At 63.9% G+C, this 18,349-nt stretch carries 16 protein-coding genes; 10 read left to right on the top strand and 6 right to left on the bottom strand.

Features of this window, described 5'->3' with window-relative positions:
• Positions 1-16 precede the first annotated feature (16 nt).
• From ACOZKU_RS12980 to ACOZKU_RS12965, 4 genes are read left to right on the top strand one after another with little or no spacing between them, the layout of a single operon-like run.
• A complete protein-coding gene (locus ACOZKU_RS12980; RefSeq protein WP_421579343.1) occupies positions 17-1,300 on the top strand; it encodes an AAA family ATPase in 1,284 nt (427 codons plus the stop codon).
• A gap of 35 nt (positions 1,301-1,335) precedes the next feature.
• Positions 1,336-2,802, top strand: a complete 1,467-nt coding sequence (locus tag ACOZKU_RS12975) for a CpaF family protein (protein WP_421579232.1) — start codon at positions 1,336-1,338, stop codon at positions 2,800-2,802.
• Positions 2,803-2,813: 11 nt separating this feature from the next.
• On the top strand, positions 2,814-3,824 hold the full coding sequence (locus ACOZKU_RS12970; protein ID WP_421579231.1) for a type II secretion system F family protein: 1,011 nt from the start codon (positions 2,814-2,816) through the stop codon (positions 3,822-3,824).
• 11 nt (positions 3,825-3,835) lie between these two features.
• A complete protein-coding gene (locus ACOZKU_RS12965) occupies positions 3,836-4,822 on the top strand; it encodes a type II secretion system F family protein (protein ID WP_314090922.1) in 987 nt (328 codons plus the stop codon).
• Positions 4,823-4,921: 99 nt separating this feature from the next.
• Here the strand turns inward: ACOZKU_RS12965 and ACOZKU_RS12960 are convergent, their stop codons facing one another.
• On the bottom strand, positions 4,922-5,737 hold the full coding sequence (locus ACOZKU_RS12960) for a tetratricopeptide repeat protein (RefSeq protein ID WP_421579230.1): 816 nt from the start codon (positions 5,735-5,737) through the stop codon (positions 4,922-4,924).
• Between the two features lie 135 nt (positions 5,738-5,872).
• Between ACOZKU_RS12960 and ACOZKU_RS12955 the strand changes: the two genes are divergently transcribed.
• The 3 genes from ACOZKU_RS12955 to ACOZKU_RS12945 all read left to right on the top strand — a co-directional run bounded on the left by ACOZKU_RS12955 (position 5,873) and on the right by ACOZKU_RS12945 (position 8,588).
• Positions 5,873-7,264 carry a leucyl aminopeptidase family protein gene (locus ACOZKU_RS12955; RefSeq protein WP_421579229.1) on the top strand — a complete coding sequence of 464 codons (1,392 nt, stop codon included), beginning with the start codon at positions 5,873-5,875 and terminating at the stop codon, positions 7,262-7,264.
• 111 nt (positions 7,265-7,375) lie between these two features.
• Positions 7,376-7,726 carry a MarR family winged helix-turn-helix transcriptional regulator gene (locus tag ACOZKU_RS12950; RefSeq protein ID WP_314090928.1) on the top strand — a complete coding sequence of 117 codons (351 nt, stop codon included), beginning with the start codon at positions 7,376-7,378 and terminating at the stop codon, positions 7,724-7,726.
• A 7-nt stretch (positions 7,727-7,733) separates the two neighbouring features.
• Positions 7,734-8,588 carry an NlpC/P60 family protein gene (locus ACOZKU_RS12945; RefSeq protein ID WP_421579228.1) on the top strand — a complete coding sequence of 285 codons (855 nt, stop codon included), beginning with the start codon at positions 7,734-7,736 and terminating at the stop codon, positions 8,586-8,588.
• 60 nt (positions 8,589-8,648) lie between these two features.
• Here ACOZKU_RS12945 and ACOZKU_RS12940 read toward each other — a convergent pair whose 3' ends face one another.
• The 5 genes from ACOZKU_RS12940 to ACOZKU_RS12920 form a co-directional block, all read right to left on the bottom strand.
• Positions 8,649-9,608, bottom strand: a complete 960-nt coding sequence (locus ACOZKU_RS12940) for a 2-hydroxyacid dehydrogenase (protein WP_421579342.1) — start codon at positions 9,606-9,608, stop codon at positions 8,649-8,651.
• A gap of 11 nt (positions 9,609-9,619) precedes the next feature.
• Positions 9,620-11,254 carry an ABC transporter ATP-binding protein gene (locus ACOZKU_RS12935; protein ID WP_421579227.1) on the bottom strand — a complete coding sequence of 545 codons (1,635 nt, stop codon included), beginning with the start codon at positions 11,252-11,254 and terminating at the stop codon, positions 9,620-9,622.
• Complete coding sequence (locus ACOZKU_RS12930; protein ID WP_421579341.1) at positions 11,251-12,390, bottom strand: ABC transporter permease; 1,140 nt, start codon at positions 12,388-12,390, stop codon at positions 11,251-11,253. The genes ACOZKU_RS12935 and ACOZKU_RS12930 overlap by 4 nt, the downstream gene beginning before the upstream one ends.
• Positions 12,390-13,466 carry a microcin C ABC transporter permease YejB gene (locus ACOZKU_RS12925; protein ID WP_298100117.1) on the bottom strand — a complete coding sequence of 359 codons (1,077 nt, stop codon included), beginning with the start codon at positions 13,464-13,466 and terminating at the stop codon, positions 12,390-12,392. The genes ACOZKU_RS12930 and ACOZKU_RS12925 overlap by 1 nt, the downstream gene beginning before the upstream one ends.
• A 160-nt stretch (positions 13,467-13,626) precedes the next feature.
• Positions 13,627-15,471 carry an extracellular solute-binding protein gene (locus tag ACOZKU_RS12920; protein WP_421579226.1) on the bottom strand — a complete coding sequence of 615 codons (1,845 nt, stop codon included), beginning with the start codon at positions 15,469-15,471 and terminating at the stop codon, positions 13,627-13,629.
• A gap of 181 nt (positions 15,472-15,652) precedes the next feature.
• On the opposite strand from ACOZKU_RS12920, the gene mepA reads away from it, so the two are divergent.
• From mepA to ACOZKU_RS12905, 3 genes are all read left to right on the top strand, one after another.
• The gene (gene mepA, locus ACOZKU_RS12915; RefSeq protein ID WP_421579225.1) at positions 15,653-16,723 is read left to right on the top strand and encodes a penicillin-insensitive murein endopeptidase; all 1,071 of its coding nucleotides are present in this window, start codon (positions 15,653-15,655) and stop codon (positions 16,721-16,723) included.
• A gap of 96 nt (positions 16,724-16,819) precedes the next feature.
• Positions 16,820-17,200 carry a methylglyoxal synthase gene (locus ACOZKU_RS12910; RefSeq protein WP_314090942.1) on the top strand — a complete coding sequence of 127 codons (381 nt, stop codon included), beginning with the start codon at positions 16,820-16,822 and terminating at the stop codon, positions 17,198-17,200.
• Between the two features lie 62 nt (positions 17,201-17,262).
• Positions 17,263-18,288, top strand: a complete 1,026-nt coding sequence (locus ACOZKU_RS12905) for a glucokinase (protein ID WP_314090945.1) — start codon at positions 17,263-17,265, stop codon at positions 18,286-18,288.
• Positions 18,289-18,349 lie beyond the last annotated feature (61 nt).

Here is an 18,349-nt window from a genome sequence, read left to right as displayed (position 1 = left end):
AGGAACGGGCATGACGATGAGCACAGTAGACTACACCATTGAGCGTGCCCACGACGGAATGGCGGACGAGGCGGTCCGGCCGACCGATCTGGAGGCCGTGCGCCCGCTGCCGCGCATCTCCGTGCATGCTTTCTGCGAAAGCGAGGCGATGCTGCGCACCATGGAGCGCTGCGGCCAGGACCGCCGCATGGCCAAGGTGAGCCTGCGCATATCGAGCGCCAGCATCGCAGCGGCCGCCAACATGTTCGCCTCAGCGCCAACGCCCAACCTGCTGATCCTGGAAACCGCGACCGAGCCCGGCGGTATCATGGACGAGCTTGCCCCGCTCGCCCAGGTCTGCGACCCCAGCACCAAGGTCGTCATCGTCGGCCGCTACAACGACATCCCGCTTTATCGCGACCTCATCCGCAACGGCATTTCCGAATATATGGTCGGTCCCGTCGGCATGGCCGAGGTGCTGAACGCCATGGCGGCGATCTTCATCGATCCGGACGCCGAGCCGCTCGGCCGCACCGTCGCCTTCATCGGCGCCAAGGGCGGCTGCGGCTCCTCGACGATCGCGCATAATTGCGCCTTCGACATTTCCAACCTTTTCCAGACCGAGGTCATCCTCGCCGATCTCGACCTGCCCTATGGCACCGCCAATATCGACTTCGACCAGGATCCGCCGCAGGGTATTTCCGAAGCGATCAGCGCGCCGGAACGGCTCGACGAGGTCTTCCTCGACCGCCTTTTGACGAAATGCTCGGATCACCTGTCACTGCTGGCCGCCCCCTCCATGCTGGACCGCGCTTACGACCTCGAACGCGGCTCCTTCCAGCCGATCATCGAGGTGCTGCAGCGCAGCGCGCCCGTGACGGTGCTGGACGTGCCGCACGCCTGGTCGGAATGGACGCGAACGCTGCTTTCGGAGGTCGACGAGGTGATCATCACCGCGGTGCCGGACCTCGCCAACCTGCGTAATGCGAAGAACATGCTGGATGCGCTGAAGAAGCTCCGGCCCAACGACAAGCCGCCGCATCTGGTGCTTAACCAGGTCGGCATGCCGAAGCGCCCGGAAATCGCGCCCGACGACTTCTGCGAGCCCCTCGGCGTCCAGCCGATCGCGGTCATTCCGTTCGACGCGCAGCTCTTCGGCACGGCCGCGAACAGCGGCCGTATGATTGCGGAAATGGACAAGAAATCGCCGACGGCGGAGACCTTCTCACAGCTCGCCCATATCGTGACGGGCCGCTCGACAGTGAAGAAGGCCAAGAAGGCCGGCCTCGGCAAGATGCTGGGCCTGCTCGGCCGGAAGTAAGCCTCTAGAGGCATCAACAGACTGGATGACAAGGCATGTTCGGCAAACGCGGCAATGAAGGTTCAGGCAAAGGCAGCCCGGTCGGCCAACCGGCGCACGCCACCCAAACCGCGACGGCGGAACGGCCGGTCAGTGCCGCGCCGGCCCAGCCCGTCTTCGAACCGGCCCCGGCGCCGGTGATCGCGCCGGCACCTGCCACGACCGCGCGCCGACGCACGCCGCGCACCGAGGACTATTACGACACGAAGAGCCAAGTCTTCTCGGCGCTGATCGACACGATCGACCTGTCGCAGCTCGCCAAACTCGACACCGAGAGCGCGCGCGAAGAAATCCGCGACATCGTCAACGACATCATCACGATCAAGAACTTCGCGATGTCGATCTCCGAGCAGGAGGAACTGCTCGACGACATCTGCAACGACGTTCTCGGTTATGGCCCGCTCGAGCCGCTGTTGGCACGCGACGACATCGCCGACATCATGGTCAATGGTGCGGGCAAGACCTATATCGAAGTGGGCGGCAAGGTGCAGGAATCGGAAATCCGCTTCCGCGACAACGCCCAGCTTCTCTCGATCTGCCAGCGCATCGTCAGCCAGGTCGGCCGCCGCGTCGACGAATCGAGCCCGATCTGCGACGCGCGCCTTCCCGACGGCTCGCGCGTCAACGTGATTGCCCCGCCGCTTGCCATCGACGGCACCGCGCTCACCATCCGTAAATTCAAGAAGGACAAGCTGACGCTTGACCAGCTCGTCAAGTTCGGCTCGATCACGCCGGAAGGCGCGACCCTGCTCCAGATCATCGGCCGCGTGCGCTGCAACCTCGTCATTTCAGGTGGTACCGGCTCGGGCAAGACGACGCTGCTCAACTGCCTGACCAACTATATCGACCGCGACGAACGCGTCATCACCTGCGAAGACTCCGCCGAACTCCAGCTGCAGCAGCCGCATGTCGTGCGTCTCGAAACCCGCCCGCCGAACATCGAAGGCGAGGGCGAGATCACCATGCGCGATCTCATCAAGAACTGCCTGCGTATGCGCCCCGAACGCATCATCGTCGGCGAAGTGCGCGGACCCGAGGTCTTCGACCTCTTGCAGGCGATGAACACCGGCCACGACGGCTCGATGGGTACGATCCACGCCAACACGCCGCGCGAATGCCTGAGCCGTATGGAATCGATGATCGCCATGGGCGGCTACACGCTGCCGGCCAAGACCGTGCGCGAAATCATCGCCGGCTCCATCGACGTCATCATCCAGGCCTCGCGTCTGCGCGACGGCTCGCGCCGCATCACCCACATCACCGAAGTGGTCGGCATGGAAGGCGACGTCATCGTCACCCAGGACCTGATGCGCTTCGAGATCCAGGGCGAGGACGCCAACGGGCGTCTCATCGGCCACCATTCCGGCACAGGCATCGGCAAGCCGCATTTCTGGGACCGCGCCCGCTACTTCAACGAAGACAAGCGCCTGGCGGCAGCGCTCGACGCGATGGAAAAACCGTAAGGGAGCGGGCGATGTTCGGACTGGATATCACCATCGTCGCCATTTTCGCGCTGGCCGCGCTCTCGACGGCGGGCCTCGCCTACGGGGTGCTCTTCTCGCGCATCGAGACGGAGAAGAAGGCCGAAAGCCGCGTGCGGCGGGTTCAGGCGGCGGAAACGGACCAGTCAAAGGCCAAGGCTGCGCGCGACCGCATGCAGGAACTTTCCAAACGGCGCAAATCCGTGCAGGATTCGCTGAAGGACCTCGAAAAAAAGCAGCAGGAGCAGACGAAGCGCGTCGCCACCACGCTGAAGGCCAAGCTTACCCAGGCGGGTATGTCGACGACGGTCTCGCGCTTCTATGTCTATAGCGGCCTCTTCGGCCTCTTCGCCTTCGTGCTGTCCGTGATCGCCGGCACCGGACTGCTTGTCGGTCTCGGCGTTGCGGTCATCGCGGCGCTGGGCGCGCCGCGCTGGTTCGTCGGCTTCATGATCAAGCGCCGCCTGAAAAAGTTTCTGGCCGAATTTCCGAACTCGCTCGACGTCATGGTGCGCTCCATCAAGTCTGGCCTGCCGCTGACCGACGCGCTTCGCCTCATCGCGGCCGAAGGCCAGGAACCGGTGCGCACGGAATTCCGCAAGATTGTCGAGGCGCAGCAGGTGGGCTTGAGCGTGCCGGAAGCCTGCGCACGCATGTTCACCAGCATCCCGCTGCAGGAAACCAATTTCTTCGCCATCGTCATCGCCATTCAGAGCCAGGCCGGCGGCAATCTTTCCGAAGCGCTCGGCAACCTGTCGCGCGTGTTGCGCGAGCGGCGCAAGATGCGCGACAAGGTGAGCGCACTCTCGATGGAGGCGAAGGCGTCGGCCGCCATCATCGGTGCGCTGCCCTTCATCGTAACCCTCCTCGTCTATCTGACCTCGCCCGACTACATCATGATCCTGTTCACGGACCCGCGCGGTCTCATGATCCTGGGCCTCGGCCTCGGCTGGATGTCCATCGGCATCCTCATGATGCGCAAAATGATCAACTTCGACATCTAGGAGCGCAGGGCATGTCCGGACTCGTCAGCACCCTCACCGACCCGACCGTTCTCCTGCCGGCCTTCGTCATGATGGCGGTGCTCGCGACCGTCTACACATTGGCCGCGCCCTATCTCGACCGCGGCGATCTCGACAAGCGCATGAAATCGGTGGCGCTCGAGCGCGAGCAGATGCGTGCCCGCGAACGCGCCCGCCTGAATGCGGAGGCCGTCGCGAGCAAGGCTTCGCTGCGCACCCAGCACAACACCTCGGTGCGCCAGATCGTCGAGCGGCTGAACCTGCGCGAAGCGCTCGTCGACGCCAACACGATGAACCGACTGCGCCAGGCCGGCTACCGTTCGCAGAACGCCCTCAACATCTTCCTGTTCGCCCGCTTCGCGCTGCCCTTCGTCTTCGGAGCCGTCGGCGCCTTCTACATCTTCTATCTCGGCTATCTCGGCGAAAAACCGTTCTTCATGCGGCTTCTGGCGGCCCTTCTCAGCGCCTATCTCGGCTTCTATGCGCCGAATATCTTCATTAGCAACAAGATCAACAAGCGGCAGAGTTCGATCCGCCGCGCCTGGCCGGATGCGCTCGACCTCATGCTGATCTGCGTGGAATCGGGTATTTCCATCGAGGTGGCCTTCAAGCGCGTGGCCGATGAAATCGCCATGGCCTCGCCCGAACTCGCCGAAGAGCTGGTGCTAACGACCGCCGAGCTTTCCTTCCTGCAGGAGCGACGCGCGGCCTATGAAAACCTCGGCACCCGCATCGGCCTCGATACGGTCAAGGCCGTCGGACAGGCGCTCATCCAGGCCGAACGTTACGGAACGCCGCTTGCCCAGGCGCTGCGGGTGCTCGCCCAGGAATGCCGCGACCAGCGCATGAACGAAGCGGAGAAGAAGGCGGCCGCCCTGCCGCCGAAGCTTACCGTGCCGATGATCCTGTTCTTCCTGCCCGTGCTGGTCGCCGTTATTCTCGGTCCCGCCGGCATCCAGGTGTCCGACACCTTCAAGTAAGGTTTCTTCCGCCCTCCCAAAAAAACGCCCCGGTCAGGAAAAAATCCTGCCGGGGCGAAGGCGTCCTTGGGAGGGACTATTCGAAAAGTCGATATCCGGTCAGTTCGTACCGTTGTCGTCGGCGGCGAGCTTCTTCCAGGAATTCTGCTGGGCGAGCATGGCGCGCAGATATTTGACATTGGCTTCCGCCTGCTCGGCCGTCAGCTCCTGCCGCGCGATGTTTTCCGCCTCCTGGAAGCGGCCCTGCAGGCCGATGGTGAGCGCCAGGTTCTGGCGCACGCTGCTGTCGGCACCGGGCTGCGAGGCGGCGGAGCGCAGATAGGTTTCCGCAGTCTTCAGGTCCTTCGAAAGCAGGTAGGACATGCCGAGATTGGAGAGAACCGACGGTTCGTTCTGGTTGATGTCGAGCGCCTCGCGGTAGCGCTGGCGTGCCTCGCCGGAGCGGCCGAGCTGGTCGAGAATGGCGCCTTCGGCCGACTTCAGCCGCCAGTCGGGCCGGTCGGGGGTCTGGGCGCGTCCAATGGTGTTCAGCGCCTGCTCCAGCTGGCCGGCGGCGGCCTGCGCCTTGCCGTAGGCGGCCAGCACGTCGCGGTCGCTCGGGAAGTTGATGGCGACCTGCTGCATGACGGCGAGCGCCTGGTCGTTGCGCCCGTTCATGCGCAGCACATTGGCGTAGTTGAGGCCAATATTGCGGTCCTTCGGGTTTTTCGCATAGGCTTGACCGATACTGTCGGCGGCACCGCGAAGTTCCGTCGCGTTCATCTGGTCGATGGGCTTTCCGCTGCGTGAAATCGAGCCGGTAGTGAGGTTGCTCTTGCCGCCCGCACAGCCGGCCACCGCCACGGCGATGGCGACGAGGGCGGCCCTCCTCAGGAGCCCTTTGCGAAGTGACGAGCGCGTGCGGTAAGCGGTCATGATCAGTCCCCGAAGCGATTTCCGCCTGACGCGGCGGTTAAGGAATCACGCCGCAATCTCCGCACCAGCAATAATCTGTTAACCCTAACAGAGTGTTAATTGGCCGATTCTCGCGGCTTACTCCAAAGGTTCCCAATGGCCCCCTTCCAGTTCATCGACCGGCCCTCTCCCTTCAACACGAAGAACGGGAAAACGTTGCCGATCTTTGCGATCACGCCGGCCCATATCGAGACCGGCACGATCGATCCGATCGCCTTGGACTGGGCAAAGAAGGCGGGCTTCAAGGCGGATTCGGGCGCGCTGCTGATGGTACCGACGGCGGACGGCCATCTTGGCGGCGCACTCTTCGGCCTGGGCAAGAACCCGTCCGACGCCCCCTTCCTGGCAGGCAAGCTCGCCCGTGCGCTGCCGGCCGGCGACTGGCATGTCGAGACGGCGCCGCTGACGGCAAACCGCCTGGCGCTCGGCTACGGCCTCGGCAGCTACCGCTTCGAACGCTACAAGGCCTCCGCCTCCGAAGCCCCGACGCTGCTCATTCCAAGCGACGCCGACGCTACCGACATCAAGCGCCAGCTGGCCGGCGTCTTCCTCGCCCGCGACCTGATCAACACGCCCACCAACGACATGGGCCCGGACGCGCTGGAAGATGTGTTCCGCGCGCTCGGCGAGCACTACAAGGCGAAGGTCTCCGTCATCTCGGGCGACGATCTTCTCAAGGAGAATTTCCCGCTCGTGCACACGGTCGGCCGCGCCTCCGAACAGGCACCGCGCCTGCTCGAACTGCGCTGGGGCAAGAAGGGCCACAAGCGCGTGACGCTGGTCGGCAAGGGCGTGACCTTCGACACCGGCGGCCTCGACATCAAGCCGGCCTCCTCCATGCTCCTGATGAAGAAGGATATGGGCGGTGCGGCCAATGTCATGGGCCTAGCGCTGATGATCATGGACGCCAAGCTGAAAGTGGACCTGCGCGTGCTGGTGCCCGTCGTCGAGAACTCGATCTCGTCCAATGCCTTCCGCCCCGGCGATATCTACAAGAGCCGCAAGGGCCTGACCGTGCAGATCGACAACACCGACGCCGAGGGCCGGCTGATCCTGGCCGACGCTCTGGCCTATGCCGACGAGGAAGAGGCCGATCTGATCGTCGATATGGCAACGCTGACGGGTGCAGCCCGCGTGGCGCTCGGCCCCGATCTGCCGCCTTTCTTCACCGACGACGAGGATCTGGCGCAGGATCTCACCGAAGCGAGCCTGACGGTGGACGACCCGCTATGGCGCATGCCGCTCTACATGGGCTACGACAAGGACGTCTCCGCCCGCATCGCCGATCTCACCAATGCGCCCTCGGGCGGCATGGCGGGCTCGATCACCGCGGCACTCTTCCTGAAGCGCTTCGTCACGCGCAACAAGCACTGGGCGCATTTCGACATCTATGCTTGGGCGCAGGCCGAGCGGCCGCATTCGCCCGTCGGCGGCGAGGCGCAGGCCATTCGCGCGCTCTATCACCATCTGCGCACGATCACGGCCTGACTTCCGTTTCGGGAACCGATACGGTAGCGTAACGAAACGCTAACGCAAATGCGGGATAACTGCCTGACCCGCCCTTTCACCGGGGCGGACAGGCTCATCCCCGGAGGCGCCGTGCCGGTAGATTTGACCCCATCGCAGGCGCTCGGCCTCTGGCACGAGGTGACCGTGCAGCAGGTGCATGCGGATGGCCGCGACCTGACGCTGCGCCAACTCGCCATCCTGCTCGAAATCTACCTCGTGCCGCCGCCGCACACCGTGCGCGGGCTGGCCGCCAAGCTCGGCGTGACCAAGCCCGTCATCACGCGCGCTCTTGACACGATGGGCGAACAGGGTCTCGTTACCCGCATGCGCGACGACCGCGATCGCCGCAATGTCATCATCAAGCGCACCGTGGACGGTGCGCTTTATCTCGAACGGCTCGGCGACCTCATCATCGCCCGGGGCCATACGCTCGTTCCGTGAGACGCCCATGAACGCCCTGCCCGACCGCCGCCTCAATGCCTACCGTTCCGACCTCGCCGAGGAGGCGCTGCGCGGCAGCGTGGAGGCGCCGCATTACGTGTCCGGCACGCCAGCCTATGTCGCCGTGCCCGTCGCATCGCTCCGGCCCCGGCCGGATGCCGCCGCCGGGATCGATACGCAGGTGCTGTTCGGCGAGGCCGTGCAGGTGCTCGACCGGGCGAACGGCTGGGCCTGGGTGAAATCCGGCTTCGACGGCTATGTCGGCTATGTCGAGGAGACGGCGCTCTCTCCGGAGGATAGCAATCCCACCCATATCGTCGCCGTTCCCCGCACGTTTGCCTATAGCGGCGCGGATCTTCGGACGCCCGCCGCCTTCGCCCTTTCGGTCGGAAGCCGGCTAACGATTATCGACGAGAGCGAGACGCGCGGCACGCGTTACCTGACGCTGGCGGCCGGCCAGTCCGTCGTCGCCGGCCATTGCCTTGCCATCGGCACTACGGCAAGCGACGACTACGTCGCCATCGCCATCCGCTTCCTCGAAGCGCCCTATCTCTGGGGCGGCCGCTCCGGCTTCGGGCTCGACTGTTCGGCACTGGTGCAATTGTCGATGATGATGACCGGCCGCACGGCACCGCGCGATTCCGACATGCAGGCCGCCGGTCTCGGCACGCCGATCAGCCGTGAAGAGCTGCGCCGCGGCGATCTCGTCTTCTGGAAGGGTCATGTGGCGATCATGGAAGACGAGAAGACCATCCTCCACGCCAACGGCCACACGATGAGCGTGGCGCGCGAGGGGCTGGATGCGGCAATCGAGCGGATCGGCTGGCTCTATGAGCGGCCGACGGGTTACCGCCGGCCCTAAGCATTTTCAGCAAAAGTACGAAGCGATTTTGCGTCCGGAAATGCGCAAAACAAAAAGACCTCAGTAGCCGGCGCTCCGATCGACGAGATGTTCGAGCGGCTTGCCGCTTTCGAGACGCGTGATCTGCTGTTCCACATGGCGGAAGAGGGCCGCGACATCCGAGGCGGCCGCGGCATGCGGGGTCAAAAACACCTTGTCCATCGCCCAGAACGGGCTTTCGAGGGGCAGCGGCTCCTGCTCGAACACGTCGAGCGAGGCACCGTGGAGTGTGCCGTCGTTGAGGCTCGCGACGATATCGGCCTCCACCTGGCTACCGCCGCGCCCGGCATTGATGAAGACGGGCGCGCCAAACGGCCCCTTGCGGCTGAGGCGCGTGAAGAGGCCGGTGTTGAAGATGCCCTTCGTGTCCGGCGTCAGCGGCAGCAGCCCGACGAGGATGTCGCTCCTGCCGAGGAAGGCATCGAGACCGCTGTCGTCGAACGTCTCGAAACCCTCGACCTTTCGGCCGCTCTTCGACCAGCCGATGACGTTGAAACCGAGTGTCTTCAACTTTTTCGCCGCATCCTGTCCGAGCACGCCGAAGCCCATGATGCCGACGGTAAAATCCTTGGCCTCCGGCTGGGAAAGCTCGCGCCAGATGCGCTTGCCACGCTGCTCCTCGTAAAGACGATGCTGGCGCATATGCAGGAGGCACTGCATGACCACCCATTCGCTCATCCGGGTCGTCAGCGTCTCGTCGACGAAGCGGACGAGCGGCACATCCGGCAGGCCCGGCAGCGTCAGCACGTGGTCGACGCCCGCGCCGCCGGAGAATACGACCTTCAGATCCTTCGCCCGCGAAAAGAGATCGGCGCCCGGCTTCCAGACCACGGCATAGTCGATGCCGGAGAGATCGCGCTTGCGGCTGCCCGGATGCAGGAGATTGACGACCTCGCGGTCCGGAAAGGCCCCCTTTAACGCCGCCGCGACCTCCTCCTGATCGAATTTCAGATCGATGATCACGGGGCTTTTCATGGGCAGTCTCTTCTTGGCTACTGATGGATGCTCTCGGCCCTGACGGCTTCGAGATTGAAGGCGGCGGCCATGAGGGCCTTGGTATAGGCCTCCGCGGGGCGCTCGATGATGTCTTTCGCCGGCCCCTTCTCCACGACGCGCCCGGCGCGCATGACGATGATGTCATTGGCAAGCGCTCGCACGACCTTGAGATCGTGGCTGATGAAGAGATAGGCGAGATTGTGCTTGGCCTGGAGATCGCGCAGCAGCTCGACCACCTGCGCCTGCACGCTCATGTCGAGCGCGGAGGTCGGCTCGTCGAGCATCACGAATTCGGGCTTCAACACCATGGCGCGGGCAATCGCGATGCGCTGGCGCTGGCCGCCGGAAAATTCATGCGGATAGCGCCAGCGGGTCGAGGCATCTAGGCCCGTTTCCTCCAGTGCTGCGGCCACGCGATGGTCGCGCTCGGCTTCCGACAAGGCGGGCTCGTGGATCTTCAGGCCCTCGGCGACGATATCGGCGACCGACATGCGCGGCGAGAGCGATCCGAAGGGATCCTGGAAGACGATCTGCATGCGCCGGCGCAGCGGTCGCATCTCGGCGAAAGAGTGGCCGGCAATGTCCTGCCCGATGAAGGCGATGCGGCCTTGCGAGGCGATAAGACGCGTCAGCGCGAGACCGAGCGTCGTCTTGCCAGAACCGGATTCGCCGACGACGCCGAGCGTGTGGCCGGCACGCAGCGTCAGGTCGATACCGTCGACCGCCTTCACATGATCGACGACGCGGCGCATAAAGCCTGCCTTGATCGGGAACCAGACCTTGACGTCGTCGGCTTCGATGATGACGGGCTGGCTTACATCGCCCGGCCGCGGCTCGCCCTTCGGTTCGGAGGCGAGAAGGTGGCGCGTATAGGCATGCTGCGGGTTGGAGAATATCTCCTCGACCGGGCCGGTCTCGACGATCTTGCCCTTGGTCATCACGCAGACCCGGTCGGCGAACTTTCGCACGATACCGAGATCATGGGTGATGAAGAGCATGGACATGCCGTGCTCGTCCTTCAGGGTCTTCAGGAGTTCGAGGATCTGCGCCTGCACGGTCACGTCGAGCGCCGTCGTGGGCTCGTCGGCGATCAAGAGTTCCGGGCGGTTGGCGAGCGCCATGGCGATCATGACGCGCTGGCGCTGGCCGCCGGAGAGCTCATGCGGATAGGCCGCGAGGCGCTTTTCCGGCTCGCGGATGCCGACTTGGTTCAGCAGCTCCAGAATTTTTGCGCGTGCGGCCACACCTTCGATACCTTGGTGCAGTTTCAGGATCTCGCCGATCTGCCGCTCGATCGAATGCAGCGGATTGAGCGAGGTCATCGGTTCCTGGAAGATCATTGTGATGTCGTTGCCGCGCACCGCGCGCAACGTCGCATCCGATGCGTTCAGCAGGTCCTTGCCGTTGAAACGAATCTCGCCCGAGGGGTGGCTCGCGGCAGGATAGGGCAGGAGCTTCAGGATGGAATTGGCCGTCACCGATTTGCCGGAACCGGACTCACCGACCAACGCCACGACCTCGCCGCGGTGGATGTCGAAGGACACCTGATCGACGGCAAGCGACGTCTTGCCGCCCTGATGGAAGGCGACCGACAGGTCTTTGACGGACAGGAGGATTTCGCGTGTGCTCACCGGAAGGTCTTCCTCGGATCGAAGGCGTCACGCGTGGCTTCCCCGACGAAGATCAGAAGCGACAGCATGACGGACATGACGACGAAGGCGGTGATGCCGAGCCACGGCGCCTGAAGGTTGTTCTTGCCCTGCGCGATCAGCTCGCCCAGAGACGGCGAACCCGGTGGCATGCCGAAGCCCAGGAAGTCGAGCGAGGTGAGCGTGGTGATCGAGCCCGAGAGGATGAAGGGTAGGAAGGTCAGCGTCGCCACCATCGCGTTCGGCAAAAGGTGCCGGTACATGATCGTGACATTGCCGACGCCGAGCGCGCGCGCCGCCCGGACATATTCGAAATTGCGGGCGCGCAGGAATTCCGCACGCACCACGCCGACGAAACCGACCCAGGAGAAGAGCAGCATGATGCCGAGCAGGATCCAGAAGCCGGGCGGCAGGATGGCGGCGATGATGAGCAGGATGTAGAGCACCGGCATCGACGACCAGATCTCGATGAAGCGCTGCATCAGGAGGTCGGTCCAGCCGCCGAAATAGCCCTGCACGGCCCCGGCCGTCACGCCGACCACGGCGGATGCAATGGTGAGCGCCAGGCCGAACAGAACCGAGATGCGGAAGCCGTAGATGGCGCGGGCGAGCACGTCGCGCGCCTGGTCGTCCGTGCCGAGCCAGTTGAGATTGCTGATCGTGCAGTTCGGGTCGTTCACGCCGCCGGGATAGCCGGCGCAGCGCTCTTCCTTCGACATCAGCCAGAAGGGTTTCGTCGGCGCGGAATGCGGGATGTTGGAATTGGTCGAGCTGTAGGAATAGCGGATCGGCGGCCAGAGCATCCAGCCGTTGGCATTGACCTCGTCTTGGATGAAATCCGAGCGGTAATCGGTCTCGGCCAGGAAGCCGCCGAACTTTTCTTCCGGGTAATCGACCACGACGGGGAAGAGCAACTCGCCCTTGTAGGAGGCGATGATCGGCCGGTCGTTGGCGATGCCCTCGGCAAAGAGCGAGAGCACGAAGATGACCAGAAAAATCCAGAGCGACCAGTAGCCGCGCCGGTTCGCCTTGAAATTCTCCCAGCGCCTAAGATTGGTCGGGTTGAGCAGCCCCTTGCGCGGGGGTGCGGCCGGCTTTGTATCCGTCACGGCACTCATCATACGTCCCTCCGGTCGAAATCGATGCGGGGGTCGACCCAGGTATAGATGAGGTCGGAGATGAGGCTGACGACGAGGCCCATCAGCGAAAAGATGAAGAGCGTCGCGAAGACGATCGGGTAGTCGCGCCGCACGATGGAATCGTAGCCGAGACGGCCGAGGCCATCGAGCGAGAAGATATATTCGATGAGCAGCGATCCCGTGAAGAAGGCCGAGATGAAGGCGCCGGGGAAGCCGGCGATGATGATCAGCATGGCATTGCGGAAGACATGGCCGTAGAGCACCTGCCCCTCCGTCAGCCCTTTGGCGCGCGCCGTCGTGACATACTGCTTCTTGATCTCGTCGATGAACGAGTTCTTGGTGAGCAGCGTCGTGGTGGCGAAGGCCGAAAGCAGCAACGTGATCAGCGGCAGCGTCATGTGCCACATGTAATCGAGCGGCTTCTGCCACCAGGCGAGGCTGTCGAAATTGTCCGAAACGATGCCGCGCAGCGGGAACCAGTCGAGGAAGGACCCGCCGGCGAAGAGCACGATGAGCAGGATGCCGAACAAAAAGCTCGGTACCGCATAGCCGATGATAATGATACCCGAGGTCCAGACGTCGAAAGCCGAGCCATCCGACACCGCCTTCTTGATGCCGAGCGGGATGGAGATGGCGTAGGAAAAGATCAGGATCCACACGCCGAGCGAGATGGAAACCGGCATCTTTTCGGCGATGAGATCGACGACCGAGGTGTTGCGGAAGAAGCTCTCGCCGAAATCGAAACGCATGTAATCCCACATCATCGTGAAGAAGCGCTCGAGCGGCGGCTTGTCGAAACCGAACTGCTTTTCCAGCTTGGCGATGAATTCGGGATCGAGCCCCTGCGAGCCGCGATAGGCGCCCTCGCCGCCGGCATTCTGCAGCATGTCGCCGCCGCCGGAGAGGCGGTCGCCCGCGCCCTGGTTGGTGAGGTCGGAAATGACCTGCTCCACCGGGCCGCCCGGCGCGAACTGCACGATGGCAAAGGAGATCGCCATGATGCCGAAGATGGTCGGGATCATGAGCAGAAGACGACGCAGGATATAGGCGCCCATCAGCGACGCTCCACCGGAAGGACGCGCCCGTCTGCGGCACGCCGCCGCTTCGATATCCTGTCGATCAAGCCCAAACCTTCTCGTTTTGCCACCGCAGCCGGCAGCGGTGATTCGCTGTCGCTATATGGAGCCCAGCCGGCTGTGCGGCGCAAGCCCCGGCTCATTTCGCAGCGTTCTTCGACCACCAGACATTCGGGAAGCCGAGCCCATAATAGGGCAGCTCCGCCGGACGCACGAGATTGTTCCAATAAGCGATGCGCTGCGCCTTGGCATAGAACAGCGGCACGACATAATGATGGGCGAGCAGCACGCGGTCGAGCGCATGGGTGGTCGCCACCAGCTCCTCGCGGTTCGGCGCGAAGATGATGCGGCGGATAAGCTCGTCGATCGCCGGATCGGAAATGCCGGCATAGTTCTTCGAGCCCGGCTGGTTGGCCGAGGCCGAACCCCAATAGTCGCTCTGTTCGTTGCCCGGAACGAGCGATTGCGCCCAGATGCCGTAGATCATGTCATAGTCGAAGCTGCGCGTGCGGTTGGTATATTGCGAGGCATCGACGGTGCGGATGCGCGCATCGACGCCGATCTTCTTCACGCTGTTGACGAAGGGCGTGACCGTGCGTTCGAAGGAGGGATTGGAGAGCAGGATCTCGAAGCCGAAGGGCTCGCCCGTCTTCACGTTGACCAGCTTGCGATCCTTCAGCTCGTAGCCGGCCTCCTTGAAGAGATCCAGCGCCTTGCGCAGGTTGGTGCGCACCTTCTGCGGGTCGCCATTGACGGGGTTGGTATAGGGCGTGGTGAAAACGTCGGCGGGAACCTTGTCCTTCAGCTCCTCGAGGATTTCCTTCTCACGCCCTTCCGGCAGGCCGGAGGACGCCAGTTCCGTGCCCCAGAAATAGCTGTCGACGCGCTGGAACGCATTATAGGCGAGGCTGCGGTTCAGGTCCTCGAAATCGAAGGCGTAGTTCAGCGCCTCGCGCACCTTCTGATCCCTAAACTTGTCGCGGCGCAGGTTCGGCACGAAGGCCTGCATGATGCCGGTGGCACGCAGCGGGTTCTCGATCTCCTCGCGCACCACGCGCCCGTCCTTGGCAGCGGGGAAATCGTAGGAGGTGGCCCAGTGGCTGGCGCTGTTGTCCTGGTAGAACTGGACATTGCCGGTGCGGAAGGCTTCGAATTCGACGGTCCTGTCGCCGAAGAACGTATACGTGATCGTGCCGAAATTGTTCTGGCCGACATTCACGTTGAGGTCCTTGCCCCAATAGTCATCACGCCGCTCGAAGCGAATGGAGGCGCCGGCCTGGAACGCGCCGATCTTGTAGGGGCCGGAGCCCATCACCGGCTCCAGCGTGGTGCGGCTGATATCGCGCTTGTTGCCCTTGGCGTCCGTTCCCTCCCACCAGTGCTTGGGGATGACCGGGAACTGGCCGAGAATGTTCGGCAGTTCGCGGTTGTTCTTCTCGTCGAAGCGGAAGGTGATGTCACGGTCGCCGGTCTTTTCGGCGGACGTCACATGGCGGTAATAGTTGGCATAGAGCGGATTGTGCTCCTTCAGCTTTTCGAAGGAATAGACGACATCCTCCGGCGTCACCGGCTGCCCGTCCGCCCATTTGGCCTCCGCACGCAGGCGGAAGGTCGCCGACGAGAAGTCGTCGGGATAAGAAACGCCCTCGGCGAGCAGGCCATAGGAGGCAGTGATCTCGTCTTCGGCCGATTTCAGCAGCGTGTCGAAGACGAGCGAACCGACACCCGTCGCCGCCTCGCCCTTGGAGAGGATGAGGTTGAACGTGTCGTAGGTGCCGGTTTCGGAGAGTTTCAGCTCGCCGCCCTTCGGCGCATCGGGATTGACATAGTCGAAATGCGCAAAGCCGTCCGGATGCTTCAGCTCGCCGATGGTCGAGATGCCGTTGCGCCAGACCGGGCCTGCAGCATCCTGCGCGGCCGCTCCTGTTACGAGGGCAAGCGCCAAAGTCGCTGCGACCCATGTTTTCCCGAAGGCTGCCTGCATGCCACTTCCCTTTCCATGCGTTTGCCGAAGCATGCAGCGGAGAATAGGCAAAATCCGGGCAATTGACAGGCCTGCCATGAAAGCGGCGGTTTTTGCCGTCCCTATCCGGCACGACGATTCACCTCCGCGAAAGGATGATCCTTTAACCTTTCGTGAGCGATTGCGACTTCGAGACCTGCCAATGCCCCTGCCTTCCAAGCCTATCCGCCTCATCCCGTGCCTGATGGCCGCCGGCCTCGCGCTGACCGCCCTTGCCGCTCCCTCCGCCGCCGAGGACCGGCCGGCCAAGGAACTGTTCGGCGCCAAGCGCCTGCCGGCGAAAATGGCGACCAATCCTTACGGTTCCTATGCCAAGGGCTGCATTGCCGGCGCGGTGGCGATCCCGACGGACGGGCCGGCCTGGCAGGCGATGCGCCTGTCGCGCAACCGGCGCTGGGGTCATCCGCAGATGATCGCGCTCCTGGAGCAGTTTTCTCAGGATGCGCGGAAGATCGGCTGGCCGGGCCTGCTGCTCGGCGACATCTCGCAGCCACGCGGCGGACCGATGCTGTCGGGTCATGCCTCGCACCAGGTCGGCCTCGACGCCGATATCTGGTTCACGCCGATGCCAGATCATCGCCTGTCGGCCGAGGAGCGCGAGAAGATGCCCTTCACCTCCATGCTCGACAAGAGCAAGTTCCTGACCGTCGATTCGCGTCGCTGGACCTCGACCCATGCCAAGCTCGTCATGCAGGCGGCGAGCTACCCGCAGGTCGATCGCGTCTTCGTCAATCCGGCGATCAAGAAGAAGCTCTGCGACACCTGGCAGGGCGACCGGTCGCTGCTCGGCAAGGTGCGGCCGATCTACGGCCATGACGAGCACTTCCACATCCGCATCAAGTGCCCGGAGGGGGCGGCCGGCTGCAAGCCCCAGGCCCGCGTACCGGCCGGCGATGGCTGCGATGCATCGCTTGCCTGGTGGTTCACCAAGGAGCCCTGGTCCAAGCCGAAGCCGAAGAAAGACGACAAGCCCGTAAAGCCCTGGTATCTGACGATGGCAAACCTGCCGAAAGCCTGCGGCACGGTGCTTGCCAGCGCCTCGCCGGCCTCCGAGCAGGAAGTGACCTATCAGGGCAATGGCGGCGTCTCCTCCACCGCGCTCGCCTTCTCGGGCGGCGGTGACACGCCGGCGAGCAGCATCGAGGCTGTTATCGCCAACGACACGGCCCTGCCGGCCGTCGTGCCGATCCCGATCCCGCGTCCGTTCCAGTAAGACACCTCTCGCGACGGGCTTTTCAAGGCCCCGCCGCTTTTGTATAAGGCGATCAAATCGATTTAAACTTCCCCGTCGCGCCTTACGAGGAACGCCATGTCCCGCCGCAGATGCATCGCCCTCATCGCTCATGACGAGAAAAAGGACGACATGGCGGCCTTTGCGCAGCGCAATGAAAAGGTGCTCTCGCAGGCGAAGATCGTCGCGACCGGCACCACCGGTGGCCGCGTACTGGAAGCTTGCCCCGGCCTCGACATTACGCGCCTCAAGAGCGGCCCGCTCGGCGGCGACCAGCAGATCGGCGCGCTGATTGCGACCGGCGAAGTGGACGTGTTGATCTTCTTCGTCGATCCGCTCACCCCCATGCCGCACGATGTCGACGTCAAGGCGCTGATGCGGCTTGCCATCGTCTACGACATTCCGATGGCGCTGAACCGCGCCACCGCCGAACACCTGCTCGACTTCGCCGCCGATTGACGGCACTGTTGAGCCCGGATAGGCGATATGCAAAATGACGACGCGAAGAACGGGATAGCTTGATGGCAAGGCCGAGCGATAACGAGACCAACTTCCCCTTCCCCATTCTCGTCGGCGATATCGGCGGCACCAATGCGCGTTTCGCGCTGCTGCTGGATGCCTTTGCCGAACCCAAGCAGTTTCCGATCGTCCAGACCGCCGATTTCGCCAATATCGACGACGCGCTGCAGAAATGCATCCTCGACACGAGCTCGGTGCAGCCGCGCTCGGCGATCCTGGCGCTCGCCGGCCCGATCCAGGGCGACGAGGTGCCGCTGACCAATTGCCCCTGGGTGGTGCGCCCGCGCGACATGATCGCCAATCTCGGCTTCGAGGACGTTCTGCTCGTCAACGATTTCGAGGCGCAGGCGCTCGCCGTCGCCTCGCTTGGCGACACCGACCGGGAAAAGATCGGCCCCGGCATCGAGCGCAACGCCGCCTCGCGCACCGTGCTCGGCCCCGGCACCGGGCTTGGCGTCGCCGGCCTCGTCTATGCCCGCCACAGCTGGATCCCGGTTCCCGGCGAAGGCGGCCATGTCGATGTCGGCCCGCGCAGCGAGCGCGACTACCGCATCTGGCCGTTCCTCGAGCCCATCGAGGGCCGCATCTCCGCCGAGCAGCTGCTTTGCGGGCGCGGCATCATGAACATCTATCGCGCCATCTGCGCGGCCGACGGCGTAGACGCGACGCTCGCCAAACCGTCCGACGTGACGGGCAAGGCGCTGGCGCAGGAAGATCGTGCGGCCGTCGAGACCGTCTCGCTGTTTTCGACCTATCTCGGCCGCGTGGCCGGCGACATGGCGATGATCTTCATGGCCAAGGGCGGCGTGTTCCTGGCCGGCGGCATCTCGCAAAAGATCCTGCCCGCCCTGCGCGGCCCGGAGTTCCGCGCCGCCTTCGAGGACAAGGCACCGCACAGCGCACTGCTCAAATCCATCCCGACCTATGTCGTCACCCACCCGGTCGCAGCGCTTGCCGGTCTCGCCGCCTTTGCGCGTATGCCGGACAGGTTTGGTGTTGCAACCGAGGGACGCCACTGGAAAAGGTGAGACCTTCGGCAACGCTTGACACCGCCGCGGACTCGCCAAAGGCCGACCGACACCCTATAGA

Origin of the sequence: Shinella sp. M31, assembly GCF_049199205.1 — a bacterium.
GTDB lineage: Bacteria > Pseudomonadota > Alphaproteobacteria > Rhizobiales > Rhizobiaceae > Shinella.
This window is presented reverse-complemented; position numbering and strand designations above follow the sequence as displayed.

Coding starts and splice junctions, on each gene's coding strand:
- ACOZKU_RS12980 (WP_421579343.1), top strand. CDS start 17: ATGAGCACAGTAGACTACACCATTGAGCGTGCCCACGACGGAATGGCG.
- ACOZKU_RS12975 (WP_421579232.1), top strand. CDS start 1,336: ATGTTCGGCAAACGCGGCAATGAAGGTTCAGGCAAAGGCAGCCCGGTC.
- ACOZKU_RS12970 (WP_421579231.1), top strand. CDS start 2,814: ATGTTCGGACTGGATATCACCATCGTCGCCATTTTCGCGCTGGCCGCG.
- ACOZKU_RS12965 (WP_314090922.1), top strand. CDS start 3,836: ATGTCCGGACTCGTCAGCACCCTCACCGACCCGACCGTTCTCCTGCCG.
- ACOZKU_RS12960 (WP_421579230.1), bottom strand. CDS start 5,737: ATGACCGCTTACCGCACGCGCTCGTCACTTCGCAAAGGGCTCCTGAGG.
- ACOZKU_RS12955 (WP_421579229.1), top strand. CDS start 5,873: ATGGCCCCCTTCCAGTTCATCGACCGGCCCTCTCCCTTCAACACGAAG.
- ACOZKU_RS12945 (WP_421579228.1), top strand. CDS start 7,734: ATGAACGCCCTGCCCGACCGCCGCCTCAATGCCTACCGTTCCGACCTC.
- ACOZKU_RS12930 (WP_421579341.1), bottom strand. CDS start 12,390: ATGAGTGCCGTGACGGATACAAAGCCGGCCGCACCCCCGCGCAAGGGG.
- ACOZKU_RS12925 (WP_298100117.1), bottom strand. CDS start 13,466: ATGGGCGCCTATATCCTGCGTCGTCTTCTGCTCATGATCCCGACCATC.
- ACOZKU_RS12920 (WP_421579226.1), bottom strand. CDS start 15,471: ATGCAGGCAGCCTTCGGGAAAACATGGGTCGCAGCGACTTTGGCGCTT.
- mepA (WP_421579225.1), top strand. CDS start 15,653: ATGCCCCTGCCTTCCAAGCCTATCCGCCTCATCCCGTGCCTGATGGCC.
- ACOZKU_RS12910 (WP_314090942.1), top strand. CDS start 16,820: ATGTCCCGCCGCAGATGCATCGCCCTCATCGCTCATGACGAGAAAAAG.
- ACOZKU_RS12905 (WP_314090945.1), top strand. CDS start 17,263: ATGGCAAGGCCGAGCGATAACGAGACCAACTTCCCCTTCCCCATTCTC.